Source organism: Pseudoduganella namucuonensis (assembly GCF_900116645.1).
GTDB lineage: Bacteria > Pseudomonadota > Gammaproteobacteria > Burkholderiales > Burkholderiaceae_D > Rugamonas > Rugamonas namucuonensis.
Map to the genome: position 1 here is coordinate 23,781 of NZ_FPBO01000028.1, position 19,152 is coordinate 42,932.

The 19,152-nt window shown below is 64.1% G+C and carries 18 protein-coding genes and 8 tRNA genes; 20 read left to right on the forward strand and 6 right to left on the reverse strand.

Annotation, left to right across the window (positions count from 1 at the left end; genetic code table 11):
- The first annotated feature begins 3 nt into the window (after positions 1-3).
- The 7 genes from BM436_RS24645 to BM436_RS24675 all read left to right on the forward strand — a co-directional run bounded on the left by BM436_RS24645 (position 4) and on the right by BM436_RS24675 (position 6,819).
- Positions 4-495, forward strand: a complete 492-nt coding sequence (locus BM436_RS24645) for a chemotaxis protein CheW (RefSeq protein ID WP_093558193.1) — start codon at positions 4-6, stop codon at positions 493-495.
- A gap of 92 nt (positions 496-587) precedes the next feature.
- Positions 588-2,297, forward strand: coding sequence for a methyl-accepting chemotaxis protein (locus BM436_RS24650; protein ID WP_093558194.1), 1,710 nt, complete (start codon positions 588-590; stop codon positions 2,295-2,297).
- An 89-nt stretch (positions 2,298-2,386) separates the two neighbouring features.
- Positions 2,387-3,250, forward strand: coding sequence for a CheR family methyltransferase (locus tag BM436_RS24655; RefSeq protein ID WP_093558195.1), 864 nt, complete (start codon positions 2,387-2,389; stop codon positions 3,248-3,250).
- A 16-nt stretch (positions 3,251-3,266) separates the two neighbouring features.
- Positions 3,267-3,863, forward strand: a complete 597-nt coding sequence (gene cheD, locus BM436_RS24660; protein WP_093558196.1) for a chemoreceptor glutamine deamidase CheD — start codon at positions 3,267-3,269, stop codon at positions 3,861-3,863.
- Between the two features lie 56 nt (positions 3,864-3,919).
- Positions 3,920-4,990 (forward strand): protein-glutamate methylesterase/protein-glutamine glutaminase, encoded by a 1,071-nt coding sequence (locus BM436_RS24665; protein ID WP_093558197.1) that lies wholly within the window; start codon positions 3,920-3,922, stop codon positions 4,988-4,990.
- 115 nt (positions 4,991-5,105) lie between these two features.
- Complete coding sequence (gene cheY / locus BM436_RS24670) at positions 5,106-5,495, forward strand: chemotaxis response regulator CheY (protein WP_028104141.1); 390 nt, start codon at positions 5,106-5,108, stop codon at positions 5,493-5,495.
- 115 nt (positions 5,496-5,610) lie between these two features.
- Positions 5,611-6,819: an EAL and HDOD domain-containing protein gene (locus BM436_RS24675; protein ID WP_093558198.1), complete on the forward strand. Its 1,209-nt coding sequence runs from the start codon at positions 5,611-5,613 to the stop codon at positions 6,817-6,819.
- A gap of 122 nt (positions 6,820-6,941) precedes the next feature.
- Here the strand turns inward: BM436_RS24675 and panC are convergent, their stop codons facing one another.
- The 4 genes from panC to BM436_RS24695 all read right to left on the reverse strand — a co-directional run bounded on the left by panC (position 6,942) and on the right by BM436_RS24695 (position 10,025).
- The gene (panC, locus tag BM436_RS24680) at positions 6,942-7,781 is read right to left on the reverse strand and encodes a pantoate--beta-alanine ligase (protein ID WP_093558199.1); all 840 of its coding nucleotides are present in this window, start codon (positions 7,779-7,781) and stop codon (positions 6,942-6,944) included.
- Between the two features lie 19 nt (positions 7,782-7,800).
- On the reverse strand, positions 7,801-8,691 hold the full coding sequence (locus BM436_RS24685) for a segregation and condensation protein A (RefSeq protein ID WP_093558200.1): 891 nt from the start codon (positions 8,689-8,691) through the stop codon (positions 7,801-7,803).
- Positions 8,692-8,703: 12 nt separating this feature from the next.
- Positions 8,704-8,913, reverse strand: coding sequence for a DUF3460 family protein (locus BM436_RS24690; protein WP_093558201.1), 210 nt, complete (start codon positions 8,911-8,913; stop codon positions 8,704-8,706).
- Positions 8,914-8,996: 83 nt separating this feature from the next.
- Positions 8,997-10,025 (reverse strand): porin, encoded by a 1,029-nt coding sequence (locus BM436_RS24695; RefSeq protein ID WP_177307480.1) that lies wholly within the window; start codon positions 10,023-10,025, stop codon positions 8,997-8,999.
- A gap of 360 nt (positions 10,026-10,385) precedes the next feature.
- Here BM436_RS24695 and BM436_RS24700 point away from each other — a divergent pair, with 360 nt between their 5' ends.
- Positions 10,386-11,276 (forward strand): DMT family transporter, encoded by an 891-nt coding sequence (locus BM436_RS24700; RefSeq protein ID WP_093558268.1) that lies wholly within the window; start codon positions 10,386-10,388, stop codon positions 11,274-11,276.
- Between the two features lie 242 nt (positions 11,277-11,518).
- On the opposite strand, the gene BM436_RS24705 is transcribed toward BM436_RS24700, so the two are convergent.
- Both BM436_RS24705 and metG read right to left on the reverse strand, forming a co-directional pair.
- Positions 11,519-11,998 carry a GNAT family N-acetyltransferase gene (locus BM436_RS24705; RefSeq protein ID WP_093558203.1) on the reverse strand — a complete coding sequence of 160 codons (480 nt, stop codon included), beginning with the start codon at positions 11,996-11,998 and terminating at the stop codon, positions 11,519-11,521.
- Between the two features lie 21 nt (positions 11,999-12,019).
- Entirely contained in the window at positions 12,020-14,200 is a 2,181-nt protein-coding gene (gene metG / locus BM436_RS24710) for a methionine--tRNA ligase (RefSeq protein ID WP_093558204.1), read from the reverse strand.
- Positions 14,201-14,334: 134 nt separating this feature from the next.
- On the opposite strand from metG, the gene apbC reads away from it, so the two are divergent.
- The 12 genes from apbC to BM436_RS24770 all read left to right on the forward strand — a co-directional run bounded on the left by apbC (position 14,335) and on the right by BM436_RS24770 (position 19,149).
- Positions 14,335-15,423, forward strand: a complete 1,089-nt coding sequence (gene apbC, locus BM436_RS24715; RefSeq protein WP_093558205.1) for an iron-sulfur cluster carrier protein ApbC — start codon at positions 14,335-14,337, stop codon at positions 15,421-15,423.
- Between the two features lie 54 nt (positions 15,424-15,477).
- The gene (locus tag BM436_RS24720; protein ID WP_093558269.1) at positions 15,478-15,861 is read left to right on the forward strand and encodes a DUF4399 domain-containing protein; all 384 of its coding nucleotides are present in this window, start codon (positions 15,478-15,480) and stop codon (positions 15,859-15,861) included.
- 135 nt (positions 15,862-15,996) lie between these two features.
- A complete protein-coding gene (gene gltX / locus BM436_RS24725; protein WP_093558206.1) occupies positions 15,997-17,400 on the forward strand; it encodes a glutamate--tRNA ligase in 1,404 nt (467 codons plus the stop codon).
- An 82-nt stretch (positions 17,401-17,482) separates the two neighbouring features.
- Positions 17,483-17,558: transfer RNA gene (locus BM436_RS24730), tRNA-Ala, on the forward strand.
- 57 nt (positions 17,559-17,615) lie between these two features.
- Positions 17,616-17,691, forward strand: a tRNA-Glu gene (locus BM436_RS24735).
- 111 nt (positions 17,692-17,802) lie between these two features.
- Positions 17,803-17,878, forward strand: a tRNA-Ala gene (locus BM436_RS24740).
- Positions 17,879-17,910: 32 nt separating this feature from the next.
- A tRNA-Glu gene (locus BM436_RS24745) sits at positions 17,911-17,986 on the forward strand.
- A gap of 59 nt (positions 17,987-18,045) precedes the next feature.
- Positions 18,046-18,121 (forward strand) — tRNA-Ala (locus BM436_RS24750).
- A gap of 25 nt (positions 18,122-18,146) precedes the next feature.
- Positions 18,147-18,222: transfer RNA gene (locus BM436_RS24755), tRNA-Glu, on the forward strand.
- A gap of 52 nt (positions 18,223-18,274) precedes the next feature.
- A tRNA-Ala gene (locus tag BM436_RS24760) sits at positions 18,275-18,350 on the forward strand.
- Positions 18,351-18,387: 37 nt separating this feature from the next.
- Positions 18,388-18,463: transfer RNA gene (locus BM436_RS24765), tRNA-Glu, on the forward strand.
- A 188-nt stretch (positions 18,464-18,651) separates the two neighbouring features.
- Positions 18,652-19,149: a hypothetical protein gene (locus BM436_RS24770; RefSeq protein ID WP_093558207.1), complete on the forward strand. Its 498-nt coding sequence runs from the start codon at positions 18,652-18,654 to the stop codon at positions 19,147-19,149.
- Positions 19,150-19,152: the final 3 nt, after the last annotated feature.

Consider the following 19,152-nt stretch of genomic DNA (forward strand, 5'->3'; position numbering starts at 1 on the left):
CATATGTCAGACGCTATCCAGAACGCCGGCAACCACGACATCGCCGGCCGCGAATTCCTGGCGTTCACGCTGGGCAAAGAGGAGTACGGGATCGACATCCTGAAGGTGCAGGAAATCCGCGGCTACGAGGCGGTGACCCGCATTGCCAACGCCCCCGAGTTCATCAAGGGCGTGATCAACCTGCGCGGCATCATCATCCCGGTGGTGGACATGCGCATCAAGTTCAAGCTGGGCGAGCCGGTGTACGACCAGTTCACCGTGGTCATCATCCTCAACATCAACGGCCGCGTGGTGGGCATGGTGGTGGACTCGGTGTCGGACGTGACCACGCTCACGCCCGACCAGGTCAAGCCGGCGCCGGAGATGGGCACCGCCTTCTCCACCGAGTACATGATCGGCCTGGGCACCATCGACGAGCGCATGCTGATCCTGGTCGACATCGACAAGCTGATGTCCAGCCCGGAGATGGGCCTGATCGACAAGCTGGCCGCCTGATTCAATAACAACAACAAGCAGGGACGCCCGGACGGCGACGCCACACCAAGAGGGGCGCGCCGCCGGGGCAAAGCAAACAAGGGGGACACGAGATGAACTTACGCGACTTCAAAATCGGCACACGCCTCGGCATCGGTTTCGGCAGCATCCTGTTGATCCTGGTCGCGATGGTGTTCTTGACCAACGTGCTGAACTACCGCAACAAGGGCGAGCTGCGCGCCGGCCTGGAACTGACCACCGCCAAGAACCTGCAGGCGGGCGCCATGAAGAGCGCGATGCTGGAGACCGGCATCGCGATGCGCAACATCGGGCTGCAGTCGGACGTGAGCCTGATGCAGAAGGAGGAGGCCAAGGTCAAGGACCAGCGCAAGCGCTACGAGGCGGCGCGCGACAAGCTGCAAAGCCTGGGCCTGCACGAACCGGAGAAGAAGATCCTGGCCGACATCGCGGCGCTGGACAAGGACGTGGACGTGGCCTTCAAGGAGGCCATCGGCCAGGTGCTGGCGTTCAACTCGGAGGGCGCGGCCAAGGTCATCGCCAGCCGCATCGACCCGCTGAACCAGCGGACGCTGGCGGCGCTCAACTCGCTGGTGGACATGCAGCAGAAGGCGGCCCACGACGTGCTGGAGGGCTCGGTCTCGGCCGACACCCGCCTGATGATGATCCTGATGACGCTGGGCGCGGTGGCGGTGGCGCTGGGCGTGCTGGGCGCGCTGATCATCACCCGCTCCATCACCAAGCCGCTGGCCGGCGCGGTGGCGGTGGCGCAGAAGGTGGCCGGCGGCGAGCTGACCTCGCAGGTCGAGGTCGAGGGCCGCGACGAGACCAGCGAACTGCTGCAGGCGCTGAAGGACATGAACGACAGCCTGGTGCGCACCGTGTCCGACGTGCGCACCAGCACCGAGACCATCACCGTGGCCTCGCAGGAAATCGCCTCCGGCAACGCCGACCTGTCCTCGCGCACCGAGTCGCAGGCCAGCTCGCTGGAGGAGACCGCCTCCTCGATGGAGGAGCTGACCTCGACCGTGAAGCAGAACGCGGACAACGCGCGCCAGGCCAACCAGCTGGCGGTGTCGGCGTCGTCGGTGGCGGTCAAGGGCGGCAGCGTGGTGTCGCAGGTGGTCGACACCATGGGCTCGATCAAGGCCTCGTCCAGCAAGATCGTCGACATCATCGGCGTGATCGACGGCATCGCGTTCCAGACCAACATCCTGGCGCTGAACGCCGCGGTGGAGGCGGCGCGCGCCGGCGAGCAGGGCCGCGGCTTCGCGGTGGTGGCGGCCGAGGTGCGCAACCTGGCGCAGCGCTCGGCCGGCGCCGCCAAGGAGATCAAGGAGCTGATCGGCGACTCGGTCGACAAGGTCGACGCCGGTTCGCGCCTGGTCGACGAGGCCGGCCAGACCATGGAACTGATCGTCACCTCGATCAAGCAGGTCGCTGATATCATGGGCGAGATCACGGCCGCCACGCAGGAGCAGAGCAACGGCATCGAGGAGGTCAACCAGGCCATCACCCAGATGGACGAGATGACGCAGCAGAACGCCGCGCTGGTGGAGGAGGCGGCGGCCGCCGCCGAGAGCATGCAGGAGCAGGCGCAGAAACTGGCGGAGGCGGTCAGCATCTTCAAACTGGCCGGCGACGCGATGGGCGCGGCGCGCAGGGCCGCCCCGGCGCCCGCGCCGGCGCCGCGCGCGCCGGCGCCGGCCCCGCGCACCGCCGTGGCCACGCGCCAGGCGGCGCCGAAGGCCGCGCCGAAGAAACTGGCCACCGCGGCCCCGACGGACGAGTGGGAAGAGTTCTGATATTAGTCGCCGCGCCGTCCCCGCCCGCGCGGGGACGGCCGGCGCGCGATGTCGGCATTGTTCCGGGTTGTATGAATAGGACTTAACAAATGCCGCAATCTAAAGACTCCGTCAAAGAGTTCGACTTCAACGCCAGGGACTTCGAAAGGGTCCGTGGCCTGATCTACAAGCGGGCCGGCATCTCGCTGGCCGACAGCAAGCAGGAAATGGTCTACAGCCGCCTGGCGCGGCGCCTGCGCGCCACCGGCATCACCAGCTTCGTGCAGTACCTGGACGAACTGGAGGGCGGACGCCTGGGCGACGAATGGGAGTCCTTCACCAACGCGCTGACCACCAACCTGACCTCCTTCTTCCGCGAGGCGCACCACTTTCCGCTGCTGGCCGAGCATGTGCGGCACCGGCGCGGCGAGCAGATCACCATCTGGTGCTCGGCCGCCTCCACCGGCGAGGAGCCGTACTCGATCGCCATGACCCTGTGCGAGGCGTTCAACACCATGACGCCGCCGGCCACCATCGTCGCCACCGACATCGACACCAACGTGCTGGCCACCGCCGCCACCGGCGTGTACGGCATGGACCGGCTGGAGAAGATGTCGCCCGAGCGGCAGCGCCGCTTTTTCCTGAAAGGGAAGGGCGACAAGGAGGGCTACGCGCGCGTGCGGCCCGAGCTGCGCCAGATGATCACCTTCAAGCAGCTCAACCTGCTGGGCGACCAGTGGCCGGTGAGCGGCCCGTTCGACGTGATCTTCTGCCGCAACGTGATGATTTACTTCGACAAGGCGACGCAGCGTAAAATACTGTCCCGTTTCGTCCCCCTGATGAAACCGGACGCGCTGCTGTTCGCCGGCCATTCCGAGAACTTCCTGTACGTGTCGGATTCCTTGAAACTGCGCGGCAAGACCGTGTACGAGCTGGACGAACGCCGTGGCGCGGGCCAAAAAGTGTCGTCGTAACGAGTGAAAGCACGCCATGGACTTAGAACAATTTGCCACCAATGTCTATTACGACCGGACCTTCGACTGCGACGCGGCCAAGATCCTGCCCGGCGAGTACTACTTCACCAACAAGGACATGCTGATCGTGACGGTGCTGGGGTCCTGCGTGTCGGCCTGCATCCGCGACCGGGTCACGGGCCTGGGCGGCATGAACCACTTCATGCTGCCCGACGGCGGCGGCGACGGCAGCCCGGTGTCGGCCTCGGCGCGCTACGGCACCTACGCGATGGAGATCCTGATCAACGACCTGCTCAAGGCCGGCGCGCGGCGCGAGAACATGGAGGCCAAGGTGTTCGGCGGCGGCGCGGTGCTCAAGGGCTTCACCGCCATCAACGTGGGCGAGCGCAACGCCGCCTTCGTGCAAAGCTTCCTGCGCAACGAGAAGATCCGCATCGTGGCCGAGGACTTGAACGACATCTACCCGCGCAAGGTGTATTTCTTCCCGCGCACCGGCAAGGTGCTGGTCAAGAAGCTGATGCAGTCGCACAACGACACGCTGGCCAAGCGCGAGATCGAATACGCCAGCCGCCTGAAGAAACAGCCGGTGGCGGGCGAAGTGGAGCTGTTCTGACGCCTTTGTTGACCCGATAACCAGAAAGGCTCGAAAGGCCGGAAAGCAGTTTTATCATGAAGACCAAAGTCCTGATCGTAGACGACTCCGCGCTGATCCGCAGCGTGATGACCGAAATCATCAACAGCCAGCCCGACATGCAGGTGGTGGGCGTGGCGCCGGACCCGCTGGTGGCGCGCGAACTGATCAAGCAGACCAACCCCGACGTGCTGACGCTGGACGTGGAGATGCCGAAAATGGACGGCCTCGACTTCCTGGAAAAGCTGATGCGGCTGCGGCCCATGCCGGTGGTGATGGTGTCCTCGCTGACCGAGCGCGGCTCCGAGATCACCATGCGCGCGCTGGAGCTGGGCGCCGTCGATTTCGTCACCAAGCCGAAGATCTCGATCCAGAGCGGCATGCGCGAGTACGCCGAGCTGATCGCCGATAAGATCCGCGCCGCCGCCAAGGCGCGCATCCGCGCCCGCACGCTGCCGCAGGCCGGCGCCGAGGGCCAGGGCCAGCTGCCGCAGCTGCGCAACCCCTTGATGTCGTCCGAGAAGCTGATCATCATCGGCGCCTCCACCGGCGGCACCGAGGCGATCCGCGAATTCCTGATGCAGATGCCGTCCGACTGCCCCGGCATCCTGATCACCCAGCACATGCCCGAGGGCTTCACGCGCTCCTTCGCCAAGCGCCTGGACTCGCTGTGCAAGATCGCCGTGATGGAGGCGGCCGGCAACGAGCGGGTGCTGCCCGGCCACGCCTACATCGCCCCCGGCCACTCGCACCTGACCCTGACCCGCAGCGGCGCCAACTACATGACCAAGATCGACCAGGGCGAGCCGGTCAACCGGCACCGGCCGTCGGTGGACGTGTTGTTCCGTTCAGCCGCGCAATACGCCGGCAAGAACGCGGTCGGTGTTATCCTGACCGGCATGGGCAAGGACGGCGCGGCCGGCATGCTGGAGATGAAGAACGCGGGCGCGTATAATTTCGCCCAGGACGAGGCCAGCTGCGTGGTGTTCGGCATGCCGCGCGAGGCGATCGCGGTCGGCGGCACGCACGAGGTGGGCCCGCTGCAGTCGCTGCCGGGCATGGTGCTGGGCCACCTGGCCACCCACGGCGCGCGCGCGCTGCGGGTCTAGAGTGACGTATTACTGCTACTTTGTTCGCCTAAGAGCAACGAAAATGCTATCCTACAAAGAGCTGGTGCTTATAAACACTATTAACAACCGCGTAAGAGAATCAACGGAGTAATTCATGGCTGATCCAAAGATGAAATTTTTAGTTGTTGACGATTTTTCGACGATGCGCCGCATCGTCCGGAATCTGTTGAAAGAACTGGGTTACGCCAACGTGGACGAAGCCGAGGACGGCGTGATGGCACTGGCCAAGCTGCGCGCGGAGCAGTTCGATTTCGTGGTATCCGACTGGAACATGCCGAACATGGACGGCCTGACCATGTTGCAAAACATCCGCGCCGACCCCGCGCTGGCCAAGCTGCCGGTGCTGATGGTGACGGCCGAGGCGAAGAAGGAAAACATCATCGCGGCGGCGCAGGCCGGCGCCAACGGCTACGTGGTCAAGCCCTTCACGGCCGCCACGCTGGACGAGAAGCTGAACAAGATCTTCGAAAAACTCGGCGCTTGACGAGGCCGCCCGGCCGGCGCCCCGCGCGCGGCCGGCGGCGGACGCGTGCTGATCTGCAGCCTGATAGCACGGGCCGGCGCGTGCGCCGGCCTTTTCATTTATAGCGACCACACCCATGCATCAAACCAATTTCCTTGTCCGCGAGCCGCTGCTCGATCCGCGGCAGCGCGTGGTCGGCTACGAGCTGTGCTGGCAGCGCCTGGGCGCGGCCGCGCCCACGCTGGCCGAGCTCGAGGACCTGGTCGGCTTCGTCGCCGCCAACGTGCAGAACGAGGAGGGCGGCTGGCTGCTGCGCAGCAAGACGCTGTTCCTGGAGGCGGTGCCCGGCATGCTGTCCACCGACGCGCTGCACAACATGCCGCCCGAGCACACGGTGCTGTCGATCAAGGCGTCGATGCTGGCCAACCCCGACACGCTGGCCGCCGTGCAGGCGCTGCGGGTGGGCGGGGTCGGCATCCTGCTGCGCGAGGCCGACCTGGCGCGCGTCGGCAGCCGGCTCGGCACCATCTGCTCCTACGTCGAGGTGAAATTCACGGGCGCCGACGTGGCCAGCCAGGCGCGCGCCTACGCCGCGCTGAAGGCCTCGACCCTGCGCATGATCGGGCGGCCGGTGTCCACCTGGAACGACTTCGACGCCTGCGCCGCGCTGGGGCTGGACGCCTTCGTCGGCAAGCTGCACCTGACGCCGCGTCCCGGCGCCGACAACAAGGGCATGAACACGGCGCAGGCCATCATCATGCAGCTGATGCAGATGGTCAACGCGAACGCCGAGATCAAGCAGATCGAGGACGTGCTCAAGCGCGACGCGGCGGTCTCCTACCAGCTGCTGCGCTACATCAACTCGGCCGGCTTCGGCACGGGGCGCGAGATCACCTCGCTGCGCCAGGCCATCTCCATGCTGGGCTACGCCCCGCTGTATCGCTGGCTGACCTTGCTGCTGGCGACGGCCAGCAGCAGCGGCTACTCGCCGGTGCTGCTGGAAACGGCCGTGGTGCGGGGCCGCCTGGCCGAATTGCTGGGCGCAAAGGCGCTGGGCAAGGCCGACGCCGAAAACATCTTCGTGGCCGGCATGTTCTCCCTGCTGGACCGGCTGCTGGGCATCCCGATGGAGGAAGTGCTGTCCAGCATCCAGCTGTCGGACGACGTGGTCGCCGCGCTGCTGACGCGCTCCGGCAAATACGGCCCCTACCTGGCGCTGGCCGAGGCCTGCGAGCTCAACAGCGCCCTGGTCTCCTCGCTGGCCGCCGCCGTGAACCTCAGCCCGGCCGAGGTCAACCAGGCCCACCTCGCCGCGCTCGCCTGGACCCAAACCATCGCCGGCTAACCACCTTATCAAAAAAACATCGGTGTCAGGCGCGACATTCGGACATTTTGTGCGCTATGCGCGCGATTTGTCCGAATGTCGCGCCTGACACCGATGTGTTGGCGGCAACAGTCGTTGGCGGATTAGATTTCGAGGTTGTCGATCAGGCGGGTGGTGCCGAGCTTGGCGGCGGCGAGCACGACCAGCTCGCTGCCTTGCGCGAGGTCGCCGGCCGACGGCGGTTGCAGGTCGTTGCGCTTGCGGATGGAGATGTAGTCCGGCTTCCAGCCGCGCTTGGCCAGGTCGTCCATCGCCTTGTGCTCGAGCTGGAAGATGTCCAGGTGGCCGGCGCGCATTTCATTGGCGACGAAATTGAGGGTCTGGAACAGCGCCGGCGCCTCGGCGCGCTCGGTCTCGGACAGGTACATATTGCGCGACGATAGCGCCAGCCCGTCCTCGGCGCGGTAGGTCTCGGCCGCGATGATCTCGGTCGGCATGCCCAGCTGGCGCGCCATGTTGCGCACGATCATCAGCTGCTGGTAGTCCTTCTTGCCGAACACGGCCACGCGCGGCTGCACGCACGAGAACAGCTTGGTCACGACGGTGCACACGCCGCCGAAGAAGCCGGGCCGGAACTCGCCCTCCAGCGTGTTGCCCAGGCCGTCCGGCGGCTGCACGCGGTATTCCTGCGGCTCCGGGTACATGTCCTTCTCGGTCGGCGCGAACAGCACGTACACGCCTTCCTTCTCCAGCTTTTCGACGTCGGCCTGGAAGGTGCGCGGGTATTTCTCGAAGTCCTCGTTCGGGCCGAACTGCAGGCGGTTGACGAAGATGGAGGCCACCACCGGGTCGCCGTGCTTGCGCGCCAGGCGCATCAGGGACAGGTGGCCCTCGTGCAGGTTGCCCATGGTCGGCACGAAGGCCGTCCGCAGTTGGCCGCTGAGCTGGTCGCGCAGTTCTTGGATGGAGGAGATGATTTTCATGGTTGTTTTCTCGGAATGGTCAAGCCGGGGAATAGGCCAGCCGTACATAGATGGGCGCGAACGGCTCGGCCTGGGTTATTTCGATCAGCGTCTCTTTGGCCAGCTCCAGCATGGCGACGAAGTTGACCACCACCACCGGCGGCCCGCCGGCCACGTCGAACAGCTCGCCGAACTCGATGAAGCGCATCGATTGCAGCTTGCGCAGGATGGCCGTCATGTGCTCGCGCACGGACAGCTCCTCGCGGCTGATCTTGTGGTGCTGGACCAGCTTGGCGCGCTTCATCACGTCCAGCCAGGCCGCCTGCAGGTCGGCCGGAACCACGTCCGGCCAGGTCGGCTGCAGGCTTTGCTCGATGAAGATCTGGGTGCGGACGAAGTCGCGGTCCACTTGCGGGATGGTGTTCAGGTCGTAGGCGGCCAGCTTGATCTGCTCGTACTCCAGCAGCCGCCGCACCAGCTCGGCGCGCGGGTCGCCGGCCTCGACCTCGATCTCGGACTGGCGCTGCGGCAGCAGCATGCGCGACTTGATCTCGATCAGCATCGCCGCCATCAGCAGGTATTCGGCCGCCAGTTCCAGGTTGGACAGGCGGATCTGGTCGACGTACTTCAGGTATTGCAGGGTGACCTGCGCCATCGGAATGTCGAGGATGTTGAAGTTCTGCTTGCGGATCAGGTACAGCAGCAGGTCCAGCGGTCCCTCGAACGCCTCGAGGAAGATTTCCAGCGCGTCCGGCGGGATGTAGAGGTCGGTGGGCATGCGCAGCAGGGGCTCGCCGTACAGGCGCGCCAAGGCGGCGCCGTCGGCCGCGACCGCGCCATCGGCCCCGGCCTGCGCCCCGGGGGGCGCCACGTCTGCGACGGCGACGGCGAGGTCCGCGTCCGCGTCGTTCGCCACTGGCCCGTGCGACATGCTAGGGGACTGTTACAGCTTGTTCTGGTAGACGTAGGCCTGCTGTTTCACCGTCGAGGCGCGCACGCGGTCCTGCTCGGACAGCGCGGTCGGTTCCTTGTCCCACAGGAGGGAGCGGCCTTCGCGCTGGCGTTGTTCCAGGCCCGGCTTCTGTTCGCGCAGCGACTTGATGAACAGGGTGTGGTCCGACTCGTACATGCTGTGTTGTTTGGATAATTTCATATCGATGGGAAGCGTAAAAAAGAGCAACGTCTATTTTACCCCGCCGGGAGCGCCGGCGGTGGGTTCTGATCTAGGCGGGGGCTTCAGAAACGGTGGCGGATGCCGGTGGCCACCGTGTTGCCGCTGCCGGCGGTGCCCAGTTTGTCGTACACGGCCACCGCGTAGAGGTCGGTGCGCAGCGACAGGTTGTAGTCGTAACCGGCGCTGGCGGTGTCGCGGCGGAACGGCGCCCGGACCGCCGTGCGCTCCTTGGCGCGCGCCCAGCCCAGCATCCAGCGGCCCGCGCCGTGCGGAATGGCGGCGCCCGCGTGCAGCATGCGCGTGTCGCGGCCGCTGAGCTCGGTCTTGTTCCTGTCGTAGCTGGCGTACAGCTTCACCGCTTTCAGGTCGTAGGACGCGCCGGCGAAGCGGGTGCGCTGGCTGGGCGCGGCGGCCGTCACGTTCAGGCCGTTCTTGATCTCCTGCGCGGCCAGCGCGTAGGACAGCGCGGCGCCGGTGTATTTCAGCACCACGATGGCGTTGTTGTTCGAGCTGTTGCCCGGGGTCTCGCCCAGGCCGACCTGGCCGACCAGGTTGAAACCGCCCACCGTGGGCGAGGTGTAATGGATGGCGTTGCTCCAGCCGGAGTCGCCGGCGACGGCGCTGCCGTAGGGGGCGATCCACATCTGCGTCATCAGCGGGGCGAAGCGGGTGGAGAAGCCGAAGGGGTTCAGCGCGCCGGTGGCCTGGAACAAGGGGCTGGGGATGCGGCCGAACTTGACCGAGCCCCAGCTGTCGTTCATGCCCACGTAGGCGGCGCGCGAGAACATGGCCTCGCCGGCGGTGCGGCCGCCCTCGCCGGTGTCGGCGCGCATGAAGCCCTCGACGGCGAAGGTCATGGAGCGGCCGCCGCCCAGGCTCTCTGTGCCGCCCAAACCCCAGAAGGAGGTGGTCATGCCGCCGCTGTTGGCGACATGGACGCCGGGCGTGCCGCTGGTGGCGGAACGGCCGAGATACATGTCCACGATGCCGTAGACCTGCACATTGGTGGCCTGCGCACTGGAAACGGCGGGGGCGAGCACGGCCGCCAGCGCGATCGCGGACAGGAATATCGGTCGTTGAATGAGTTCCATGTTGGTCGCCAGGCAATATTGACCGTGCCATTTTACTCGTGGCAACGTCATTTACAAGCACGCCGGCGGGTTGTTGCCATCCTTCCACAAGTCGCTGAGCTATTGCTAAACCGACCACATGTATATCGCCGTGCTGATCTCGCGGCGGCGCGCGTGCCGTATTCTGCATCTCGGTCGCGGGTATCAGAAAGAACGCGGAAGCAATGCCGGTGGTGCGGCTTGTTTCAGGCGCTTTCACCGATGCACACTGACTTTCTCCAAAGACGGGCATCTTCAGCCTGTCTTTCTTGGCGCCTCCCCGGGGGCGCTTTTTTTTGGGGGCTCGGCAGGCATTTTGCGATGCCGGTAGAATGGGTCGCCATGAATCCCTATACCGCCTTTTTATTGACGCTGGCGCCCCTGCTGTGGGCCGGCAATGCCATCGTCGGCCGCATGGTGCACGAAATGGTGCCGCCGCTTACCCTCAATTTCCTGCGCTGGATTATCGCCTTGTTGATATTGCTGCCGCTGGCGGGCCCGGTATTCCGCCGCGACAGCGGATTATGGCAGTACTGGAAACGCTATTCCCTGCTGGGCCTGCTGGGCGTGGGCATGTATAACGCCTTGCAATATCTGGCTTTGCAAACTTCCACGCCGATTAACGTGACCCTGGTGGCCGCCGGCATGCCGGTCTGGATGATGCTGACCGGCTGGATGTTTTTCGGCGCCGCCGTGACGCGACAGCAGATATTCGGGGCCATATTATCGATCGCCGGCGTGGTGCTGGTATTGGTGCGAGGGGAATTGAATCACCTGCTCGAATTGCGGCTGGTGGCGGGCGATATGTTCATGATATTGGCCACCATCGCCTGGTCTTTATATAGCTGGTTATTGACCCGCTCAAGCGAACCCGCGAGCCTGCGCGCGAATTGGGCCAGTTTCCTGCTGGCTCAAGTGGGATTCGGCGCGGCCTGGTCCGGCTTGTTCGCCGCCGGTGAATGGGCGATGGCGGAGCGGCATATTTATTGGAGCTGGACTTTGATCGCGGCGTTGGCCTATGTGGCCATTGGTCCGGCCGTCATCGCTTTCCGCTGTTGGGGCGCGGGCGTGCAACGCGCCGGTCCCAGCGTGGCGGCGTTCTTCAGTAATTTGACGCCGCTGTTCGCGGCATTGTTATCGTCCGCCTTTCTCGGCGAGGCGCCGCGTTTATATCACGCGGCCGCCTTCCTGCTGATTGTCGGCGGCATAGTCGTTTCCTCCCGCCGTACCTGAAAAGCGTCGCGTGGCCCAGCGCGGGGCGCTTTTTCGCCCGTTTCATGCCAGATATTGGTCTGATCACGCCAGAAACTGGCGTGATCCGGGCAGGCGTGCGCCGGGCAGGGGGTGTTTTTGTTAAGGTGGGGTAAAAGAGGAGGACGCTATGCCTACCGTGAAAATGGCGTTGATCGCGCTGGCCGTGATCCTGGCGGGATGCCAGGATAAACCAACGGATCCATTGAAGCCGAAAGTGCCCGCTAGTGCCTTAATTGCCGCCGCATGACGAAGGGGGCGGGTTCCAGTGGGTTGGCGTGGGTGTATTCCAGCTCTTCCGCCAATTCGAATTCATAAGCGTTGTAAAAACCGATCAGCTGCGGCTGGTCGCCGCGCACGGCTATGCGCAATTCCCGTATCCCCGCTTCCAATCCGTGATGGATCACCGCTTCCAATAAATGCTGGGAGATATTGTTGCCGCGATAGGCGGGCAATACGCCCATGCGCAGTATTTCCCATACATCCGGCTCGGCGTCCAAAGGCAGCCAGCGCACCGATCCCACAGGTTCATCGTCCACCAATAAAATAAAACCGCCGCCGTCCCGCAAATGCTGCAGGACGATCACGGCGGTTTCACGGTGGCCACTGGAAGTGACATTCACCTTGCCGGCCCACGCGGCGCGCGTGAGGTCGGCAATTAACCTGGCATCGTCATCCGTCGCTTCCCGTACCACGATGTTCATGCGGATCCTTTAATGGCGCGCTTAGCGTATGCGCATGCCCGGCTCGGCGCCCGGCCACGGATTCAGGATGTAAATGCCTGGATTGGCTTTTTCATCGGCGGCGGAGCCGGCCAATACCATCCCTTCCGAAATACCGAATTTCATTTTACGCGGCGCCAGGTTCGCCACCAGCACCGTCAATTTCCCGATCAGGTCTTCCGGCTGGTACATCGATTTAATGCCGGAGAATACATTGCGGTGACGGCTTTCGCCGGCGTCCAGGGTCAGGCGCAGCAATTTATCCGAGCCGTCCACGTGTTCGCAATTGACGATTTTGGCGATGCGCAAATCGACTTTCGCGAAATCGTCGATTTTAATCTCGGGCGCCAATTCCTCCACGCCCTCATTGGCGGCCAATGGCGCCAGCGGCGCGGCTTTCGCGGCGGGAGCCGGCTTGGCCGCCACCGCCGGCGCGGCGCCGGCCGCGGCGATTTGCGACGGGGCGTCGAACAGTTCCTCGATCATCTTCGCGTCCACGCGGGTCATCAGGTGGGTGTAGGCGCCGATGCCGCGGCTCAGCATGGGTTGGAACACGGCGCCGGTGGAAAGTTCCGTGTCGGCCCACACCATCTGCTCGTCGTTGAGGAACTTGGCCACGTTGGCGGCCACGCCGGGCAGCACCGGCGACAGCAGGATGGTCAGCTGGCGGAACAGGATCAGCGCGGTGGTGCAGACCTCGTGCAGCTCGGCGGATTTCGATTCGTCCTTGGCCAGCACCCATGGCTTGTTCTCGTCCACGTACTGGTTGGTGACGTCGGCGATCTCCATGATCTCGCGCAGCGCCTTGCCGAATTCGCGGTTGTCGAAGTTGGCGGCGATGCTGGCCTGGCGTTCGGCGCCCTCGGCGTTGGTCAGGGCGCGCTTGATCCAGCCCATGGCGCTGTCCGACAGGCCGGCGGCCAGCTTGCCGTCGAACTTCTTGGCGATGAAGCCGGCGCAGCGGCTGGCGATGTTGACGTATTTGCCGATCAGGTCGGAATTGACGCGGGCCACGAAGTCGTCGCCGGTGAAGTCCAGGTCTTCCACCTTGGAGTTCAGCTTGAAGGCGATGTAGTAGCGCAGCCATTCGGGATTCATGCCCAGGTTCAGGTAGCGCAGCGGCGAAATGCCGGTGCCGCGCGACTTGGACATCTTTTCATTGTTCACGGTCAGGTGGCCGTGCACGTTCACTTTCAGCTTGTCGATGACCGGATGGCCGGCGAATTGCAGCATCGCGGGCCAGAACAGCAGGTGGAAGGACACGATGTCCTTGCCGATGAAGTGGATCTGCTCGGTGGCCGGATCGTTCAGCAGCGCGTCGAAATCGATGCCTTTCTTGCCGCAGTAGTTCTTCAGGCTGGCCAGGTAGCCGACCGGCGCGTCCAGCCACACATAGAAGAACTTGCCCGGCGCGTCGGGAATCGGGATGCCGAAGTAAGGCGCGTCGCGCGAAATGTCCCAGTCGGCCAGCTTCTCGCCGGCCTCGCCCAGCCATTCGCTGACCTTGTTGACCATTTCCGGCTGCAGGCGGCCGGGCGTGTTCAGCCAGTCGCGCAGGAATTCGAAGCAGCGCGGGTCGGACAGCTTGAAGAAGTACTGCTCGGACGGCTTCAGGATCGGCGTGGCGTTGGTGAACACGGAGAACGGGTTCACCAGTTCGGTCGGCTGGTAGGCCGCGCCGCACACCTCGCAGTTGTCGCCGTACTGGTCCTTGGCGCCGCATTTCGGGCATTCGCCCTTGATGTTGCGGTCGGCCAGGAACATGCCCTTGACCGGGTCGAAAAAGCGGTCCACCACCTTGGTGGCGATCAGGCCGGCGTCGCGCAGCTTGCGGTAGATGCCTTGCGACAGCTCCACGTTTTCCGGCGAGTCGGTCGAATACCAGTTGTCGAAGGCGATGTGGAAGCCGTCCAGGTACTGGGCGCGGCCGGCGGCGATCTTGGCCACGAATTCCTGCGGCGTGATGCCTTCCTTCTCCGCCGCGATCATGATCGGCGTGCCGTGCGTGTCGTCCGCGCCCACGAAGTGCACCTCGCGCTGCTTATTTTCCCCGTTCGCGCCGTCGCGCTGCATGCGCTGATAGCGGACCCAGATGTCGGCCTGGATGTACTCCATCATGTGGCCGATGTGGAAGGCAGCGTTGGCGTAGGGCAGGGCGGTGGTGACGAACAGCTTGCGGGTCATGGTTGATGCGCTTTGTTGGTGGGAAAAAGAGCATTTTACCAGCGCTGGCCGCCTCTGCGCACCGGGGCCGTGGCGGCCGCGCTGTTTTTCAGTCAATTTTGCGCTAGACTTCGGGATCACACACGGAGATTCACATGAGCATCACAGTAGAAGACGTCAAAGCGGCATTGTCGCAAGTAACAGACCCGAACACCGGCAAGGATTTCTGCAGCGCCAAGGCGGTCCGCAACCTGAGGGTGGAGGGCGCCGACATTTCCTTCGATATCGAACTGGGCTATCCGGCCAAGAGCCAGTTCGACGCCATCCGCGCCAGCGTGACCGCCGCCGTGCAGGCGCTGCCGGGCGCGGGCAAGGTCTCCGCTAATGTATACAGCAAGATCATTTCGCACACGGTGCAGCGCGGCCTGAAGCTGATGCCGAACGTGAAGAACATCATCGCGGTCGCCTCCGGCAAGGGCGGCGTCGGCAAGTCGACCACCGCCGTCAACCTGGCGCTGGCGCTGGCGGCCGAGGGCGCCTCGGTCGGCGTGCTGGACGCGGACATCTACGGCCCGTCGCAGCCCATGATGCTGGGCATCAGCGGCCGTCCGGAAACCAAGGACGGCAAGACCATGGAGCCGCTGGAAAACCACGGCGTGCAAGTGTCGTCGATCGGCTTCATGATCGATCCGGACGAGCCCATGGTGTGGCGCGGCCCGATGGTGACCCAGGCGCTGCAGCAGCTGCTGGAGCAGACCAACTGGCGCGACCTGGACTACCTGGTGGTCGACATGCCGCCGGGTACGGGCGACATCCAGCTGACTTTGTCGCAGAAAGTGCCGGTGACGGGCGCCGTCATCGTCACCACGCCGCAGGACATCGCGCTGCTGGACGCGCGCAAGGGCCTGAAGATGTTCGAGAAGGTCGGCATCCCGATTTTGGGCGTGGTTGAGAACATGAGCACGCATATTTGCTCCAATTGCGGCCATCAGGAGGCGATCTTCGGCCATGGTGGCGGCGAAAAGATGTGCGCCGACTTCAACGCCGAGTTCCTGGGCGCGCTGCCGCTGACGATGGCGATCCGCGAGCAGACCGATTCCGGCAAGCCCACCGTGGTGGCCGATCCGGACGGTCCGGTGGCGGCGGTCTACAGGCAGATCGCGCGCAAGATCGCGATCAAGGTGGCGGAGAAGGCCAAGGACATGACCAGCAAGTTCCCCAGCATCGTAATCAAAAACGACTGATCAGCCAGGTCGGGCATAATGGTGTCGCTTTTATAACTCATGAAAGGCGACACCATGAAATTTGTTCTCTCCGCAGTACTCGGCCTGGCGGCGTTCTCCGCATCGGCCCAATCGGTTTCCTTCACGGAGCCGGCCGACGGCGCCACCGTCACCAGCCCGTTCAAGGTCAAATTCGCCGTCAGCGGCATGGACGTGAAGCCGGCCGGCGAGATGGCGGCCAACACCGGCCACCACCACCTCATCATCAATGGCGACAGCCTGAAGGCCGGCGAGTCCATCCCCTTCGACGACAAGCACCTGCACTTCGGCAAGGGGCAGACCGAAACCGACGTCACCCTGCCGCCCGGCAAATACAAGCTCACCATGCAATTCGCCAACGGCGCGCACCAGTCCTACGGCAGCGGCCTGAGCAAGACCATCAACGTCACGGTCAAATAAGTACGCCGAAGCAGCGAGCTGAGCCCCATTTGGGACTCGGCGTCCCCGGCCGCCCCCAAACGGGGCTCAGCTCGCTTCGGATCGGTGGCGCAACGCGGTAAAATAGCCGTTTTACCTCATACGCTCCGACACTCCATGACCACCGCAACTCCCGTCCGCACCCGCTTCGCTCCCAGCCCGACCGGCTTCCTCCACCTGGGCGGCGCCCGCACGGCGCTGTATTCCTGGGCCTACGCGCGCCACTTCGGCGGCACCTTCGTGCTGCGCATCGAGGACACCGACGTGGAGCGCTCGACGCCGGAAGCGGTGCAGGCCATCATCGACGGCATGAAGTGGCTGGGTCTGGACCACGACGAGGGCCCGTTCTACCAGATGCAGCGCATGGACCGCTACCGCGAGGTGGTGGCGCAGATGCTGCAAGAGGGCACGGCCTACCTGTGCTACTCGTCGCCCGAGGAAGTGGAAGCGATGCGCGAGCGCATGCGCGCCGCCGGCGACAAGCCGCGCTACGACGGCACCTGGCGCCCGGAGCAGGGCAAGACCCTGCCGCCGGTGCCGGCCGACCGCAAGCCGGTGGTGCGTTTCAAGAATCCGCTCGATGGCGAGGTGACGTGGAACGACGTCGTCAAGGGCGCCATCACCATCGCCAACAAGGAACTGGACGACCTGGTGATCGCCCGCCCGGACGGCACGCCGACCTATAACTTCTGCGTCGCGGTGGACGACTGGGACATGAAGATCACCCACGTGCTGCGCGGCGACGACCACGTCAACAACACCCCGCGCCAGATCAACATCCTGCGCGCCATCGGCGCCCCGCTGCCGGAGTACGGCCACCTGCCGATGATCCTCGGTCCGGACGGCCAGAAGCTGTCCAAGCGCCACGGCGCCGTCAGCGTGATGGAATACCCGGCCCAGGGCTTCCTGCCGGAGGCGATGCTGAACTACCTGGCGCGCCTGGGCTGGAGCCACGGCGACGACGAGGTGTTCTCGATGGCGCAGTTCTGTGAGTGGTTCAACCTGGAGCACCTGACCGCGTCGGCCGCCCAGTTCAACAACGAAAAGCTGGCCTGGCTGAACAACCACTGGATCAAGCAGGCCGACAACGGCCGCCTGGGCGAGCTGGTCAAGCCGCGCATGCTGGAGGCGGGCGCGGTCTTCGACGGCGCGCCGGACCTGGCCACCGTGCTGGGCTTGATGAAGGAGCGCGCCAACACCACCAACGAACTGGCGGACGCGGCCATGCTGTTCTTCCGCGAGCCGCAACCGGACGCGGCCTTGCTGGCGCAGCACCTGACCGACGCCGTCAAGCCGGCGCTGGCGCTGTTCGCCGAGCGCGTCCAGACGGTGGAGTGGACCAAGGAGGCGATCGCCGCGATGCTGAAGGAAGTGCTGGCGGCCAATGGCTTGAAGATGCCGCAGATCGCCATGCCGCTGCGCCTGATCGTCACCGGCCAGCTGCAAACCCCGGCCATCGACGCGGTGCTGCAGATCTTCGGCCGCGCCACTGTTGCGGCCCGTGTGGCGAAATATCTGTAAAACCCTCTGATTTTTTCGCAAAGTTGCAATCCAGTATTTGCATTCTGTGGAGCCTCTGCTATACTCCTGTTTCTTCGCAAACGGGGGTATAGCTCAGCTGGGAGAGCGCTTGCATGGCATGCAAGAGGTCAGCGGTTCGATCCCGCTTACCTCCACCAAGTTTGAGAAGAAATGCCGAAGTTGTAGTGAAAAGTAAGAAGTAAAAGCAGTCCACGGTCCCCATCGTCTAGAGGCCTAGGACATCACCCTTTCACGGTGAGTACCGGGGTTCGAATCCCCGTGGGGACGCCAGGTTGTACGTTTTGTTGTGCTGATTGGTTGTAGTTCCGGTGCGCCGGGATAGCGAGCAAGTGGTGGTAACAAAAGTCGCCCGGGAGCGGCTTTTATTTTGTCTGCGCCAGAGGGGGTATAGCTCAGCTGGGAGAGCGCTTGCATGGCATGCAAGAGGTCAGCGGTTCGATCCCGCTTACCTCCACCATAGCGCGGACAGTGCGGTACGGTAGGTTCAGGGTCCCCATCGTCTAGAGGCCTAGGACATCACCCTTTCACGGTGAGTACCGGGGTTCGAATCCCCGTGGGGACGCCAAGGTTTCGTAGTGGCGGTAGAAGTGGAAGTAGCAGTAGAAGTAAATGTTCTGCGCCAGAGGGGGTATAGCTCAGCTGGGAGAGCGCTTGCATGGCATGCAAGAGGTCAGCGGTTCGATCCCGCTTACCTCCACCATCGCGCAGAATACGGTCGGTTCGCGGTCCCCATCGTCTAGAGGCCTAGGACATCACCCTTTCACGGTGAGTACCGGGGTTCGAATCCCCGTGGGGACGCCAAGGTTTCGTAGTGGCAGTAGAAGTAGAAGTGGAAGTAAATGTTCTGCGCCCGGGGGGTATAGCTCAGCTGGGAGAGCGCTTGCATGGCATGCAAGAGGTCAGCGGTTCGATCCCGCTTACCTCCACCATTCGCGCGGAACGAGCGGTTTCAACGGAAGTTCCTTGGTCCCCATCGTCTAGAGGCCTAGGACATCACCCTTTCACGGTGAGTACCGGGGTTCGAATCCCCGTGGGGACGCCAGTGTCACGCGACACGCGACAAACAAGCTGCCATGGGCGGCTTTTTTTGTTTCCGCCCTCCTTTTTCATGCCAGTCACAGCCGTGGATCGATTGCAATTTTGCCGAGTTTGCATGTTGGCGAAACTGACCTAAACTGAACCAGGTTCATGGCAGCCGTCCGAAGCTGCCGAACGCACCGGGAGACGGTCATGGAACTGCATATGCACTCGCACCGCTGGGTCGCGCGTCAGCCTGATTGGGCGGCCGCGGCGGTGGCCGGCTTTGGCGCCGGCGGTATTCTGATGATGCTGGAACTGGCATGGACCGCCATTTCAGCCGACCCCAACCCTTGGCTCGCGACCCGCATGATCGCCGCCATGGTCATGGGCTGGGACGTGCTCCAGTCCAGCGGCTACAGCTTCGGCGTGCTCGCCGCGGCGCTGGCCGTGCATTACATCCTGGGCGTGGCCTTCGGCATCATGCTGGCGGCCCTCATCGCGCCGTTCCAGCTCGACTCCAGCACCGGCATGGTGCTGCTGGCGGGCGCCGCGTTCGGCCTGATCCTCTATGTGTTGAATTTTTACGGCATGGCCGGGGCCTTCTCCTGGTTCGCCGAGTTGCGCGGCTGGCCGACGGCCATCGGCCACGTGATCTTCGGCATGTCGGCGGCCTACATTTATCGCAAGATGGAACAGAAGCTCCCTTAACAG

What these genes read in the sequence shown, in the direction of transcription:
- BM436_RS24645 (WP_093558193.1), top strand. Translation starts at nt 4, where the DNA reads ATGTCAGACGCTATCCAGAACGCCGGCAACCACGACATCGCCGGCCGC.
- BM436_RS24650 (WP_093558194.1), top strand. Translation starts at nt 588, where the DNA reads ATGAACTTACGCGACTTCAAAATCGGCACACGCCTCGGCATCGGTTTC.
- BM436_RS24655 (WP_093558195.1), top strand. Translation starts at nt 2,387, where the DNA reads ATGCCGCAATCTAAAGACTCCGTCAAAGAGTTCGACTTCAACGCCAGG.
- cheD (WP_093558196.1), top strand. Translation starts at nt 3,267, where the DNA reads ATGGACTTAGAACAATTTGCCACCAATGTCTATTACGACCGGACCTTC.
- BM436_RS24665 (WP_093558197.1), top strand. Translation starts at nt 3,920, where the DNA reads ATGAAGACCAAAGTCCTGATCGTAGACGACTCCGCGCTGATCCGCAGC.
- cheY (WP_028104141.1), top strand. Translation starts at nt 5,106, where the DNA reads ATGGCTGATCCAAAGATGAAATTTTTAGTTGTTGACGATTTTTCGACG.
- BM436_RS24675 (WP_093558198.1), top strand. Translation starts at nt 5,611, where the DNA reads ATGCATCAAACCAATTTCCTTGTCCGCGAGCCGCTGCTCGATCCGCGG.
- panC (WP_093558199.1), bottom strand. Translation starts at nt 7,781, where the DNA reads ATGAAAATCATCTCCTCCATCCAAGAACTGCGCGACCAGCTCAGCGGC.
- BM436_RS24685 (WP_093558200.1), bottom strand. Translation starts at nt 8,691, where the DNA reads ATGTCGCACGGGCCAGTGGCGAACGACGCGGACGCGGACCTCGCCGTC.
- BM436_RS24690 (WP_093558201.1), bottom strand. Translation starts at nt 8,913, where the DNA reads ATGAAATTATCCAAACAACACAGCATGTACGAGTCGGACCACACCCTG.
- BM436_RS24695 (WP_177307480.1), bottom strand. Translation starts at nt 10,025, where the DNA reads ATGGAACTCATTCAACGACCGATATTCCTGTCCGCGATCGCGCTGGCG.
- BM436_RS24700 (WP_093558268.1), top strand. Translation starts at nt 10,386, where the DNA reads ATGAATCCCTATACCGCCTTTTTATTGACGCTGGCGCCCCTGCTGTGG.
- BM436_RS24705 (WP_093558203.1), bottom strand. Translation starts at nt 11,998, where the DNA reads ATGAACATCGTGGTACGGGAAGCGACGGATGACGATGCCAGGTTAATT.
- metG (WP_093558204.1), bottom strand. Translation starts at nt 14,200, where the DNA reads ATGACCCGCAAGCTGTTCGTCACCACCGCCCTGCCCTACGCCAACGCT.
- apbC (WP_093558205.1), top strand. Translation starts at nt 14,335, where the DNA reads ATGAGCATCACAGTAGAAGACGTCAAAGCGGCATTGTCGCAAGTAACA.
- BM436_RS24720 (WP_093558269.1), top strand. Translation starts at nt 15,478, where the DNA reads ATGAAATTTGTTCTCTCCGCAGTACTCGGCCTGGCGGCGTTCTCCGCA.
- gltX (WP_093558206.1), top strand. Translation starts at nt 15,997, where the DNA reads ATGACCACCGCAACTCCCGTCCGCACCCGCTTCGCTCCCAGCCCGACC.
- BM436_RS24770 (WP_093558207.1), top strand. Translation starts at nt 18,652, where the DNA reads ATGGAACTGCATATGCACTCGCACCGCTGGGTCGCGCGTCAGCCTGAT.